Origin of the sequence: Kitasatospora sp. NPDC086009 (assembly GCF_044540385.1) — a bacterium.
Taxonomy (GTDB): Bacteria; Actinomycetota; Actinomycetes; order Streptomycetales; family Streptomycetaceae; genus Kitasatospora.
Genome location: NZ_JBITSA010000011.1, coordinates 1 through 867 on the forward strand (window position 1 = coordinate 1; position 867 = coordinate 867).

General features: G+C 70.0%; 1 rRNA gene and 1 pseudogene. One reads left to right on the forward strand and one right to left on the reverse strand.

Features of this window, described 5'->3' with window-relative positions:
• A 5S ribosomal RNA gene (rrf, locus tag ACIF6L_RS24350) occupies window positions 1-92 on the forward strand; the annotation flags it as partial.
• Window positions 93-98: 6 nt separating this feature from the next.
• Here rrf and ACIF6L_RS24355 read toward each other — a convergent pair.
• Window positions 99-867 (reverse strand): annotated as a pseudogene (locus tag ACIF6L_RS24355) (hypothetical protein); the annotation flags it as partial.

Here is an 867-nt window from a genome sequence, read left to right on the forward strand (position 1 = left end):
CGCCCGGTTACATTCCGAACCCGGAAGCTAAGCCTCACAGCGCCGATGGTACTGCAGGGGGGACCCTGTGGGAGAGTAGGACGCCGCCGAACAATTATTCAAGGCCGCGGCCCCAGCGATTCGCTGGGGCCGCGGCCTTTTTTGTTTTTACGCACGTATGCACCCCGGCACGACAGGGGACTTTCGCCCAGGCGCGGGGTCCCGGTCGATGCCGGACAATGGAGATGGTGCTCGGCCAGGAGGCCGGCATCGAACCGCGCGAGGGCAGTGGTGTCGCCTCCATCCGCGGTAGAGCTGAAGCAACAAGAGGAGTCACCACAATGTCGAACCAGCCCCAGGACCGTCCCGAGCGTCGATCGGACGACGGCCGCGGCTACGAGCCCCGGTCTCGTGGGGGCTGGTCCAACGACCGAGGTCCGCGTCGCGACGACCGTGACGACCGTCCGCGCCGTGACGACCGCCCCTCGGGCGGTGGTTTCAACCGTGACCGTGACGACCGTCCGCGTCGTGACGACCGTCCGTCCGGCGGTGGCGGCGGCGGTTTCCGCCGTGACGACCGCCCCTCCGGCGGTGGCGGCGGTTTCCGCCGTGACGACCGCCCCTCCGGCGGTGGTGGCGGTTTCCGTCGCGATGACCGTCCGTCCGGTGGTGGTTTCAACCGTGACCGTGACGACCGTCCGCGTCGTGACGACCGTCCGTCCGGCGGCGGTGGCGGCGGTTTCCGCCGTGACGACCGTCCGTCCGGTGGCGGTGGCGGCGGCTTCCGTCGCGACGACCGCCCCTCCGGCGGTGGTGGCGGTTTCCGTCGCGATGACCGTCCGTCCGGTGGTGGTTTCAACCGTGACCGTGACGACCGTCCGCGTCGTG